The organism is Enterococcus cecorum (genome assembly GCF_052119425.1).
Taxonomy (GTDB): Bacteria; Bacillota; Bacilli; order Lactobacillales; family Enterococcaceae; genus Enterococcus_E; species Enterococcus_E cecorum_C.
In genome coordinates, this window is the sequence record NZ_JBQKFH010000116.1 from 1 (window position 1) to 390 (window position 390).

General features: G+C 40.8%; 1 rRNA gene. It reads right to left on the bottom strand.

From position 1 onward, the window contains the following. Nucleotides 1-279 precede the first annotated feature (279 nt). A 5S ribosomal RNA gene (rrf, locus tag ACTQZM_RS12080) occupies nucleotides 280-390 on the bottom strand; the annotation flags it as partial.

The following is a 390-nucleotide window of genomic DNA, read 5'->3' on the forward strand; positions in this document are numbered from 1 at the left end:
TATTTGCCATGGTCAGAAACTGTACAAGCAGATTGTAAATAAAGAAAAGAATCTCCAAAGTCGAGTGACTTTGGAGATTTTCAATATACCTCGTTATTGGGCGCTTACCTTAATTGATACAAAGCTAGCCACCGTTACCTAGTAATTGCTACTAAGTAACGGTGGCTTTTTTTTACCTTCATGAGACCGTCTATTTTACATCACTTCATTAGGTATTTTGTAGGTTTTTCTTCACAAAAAAAGACTAGACAAATCTTTGCCTAGCCTTGAACTTTTCTTGCGTGGCGACGTCCTATCCTCACAGGGGGAAACCCCCAACTACTATCGGCGCTAAGAAGCTTAACTTCTGTGTTCGGCATGGGAACAGGTGTATCCTTCTTGCTATCGCCA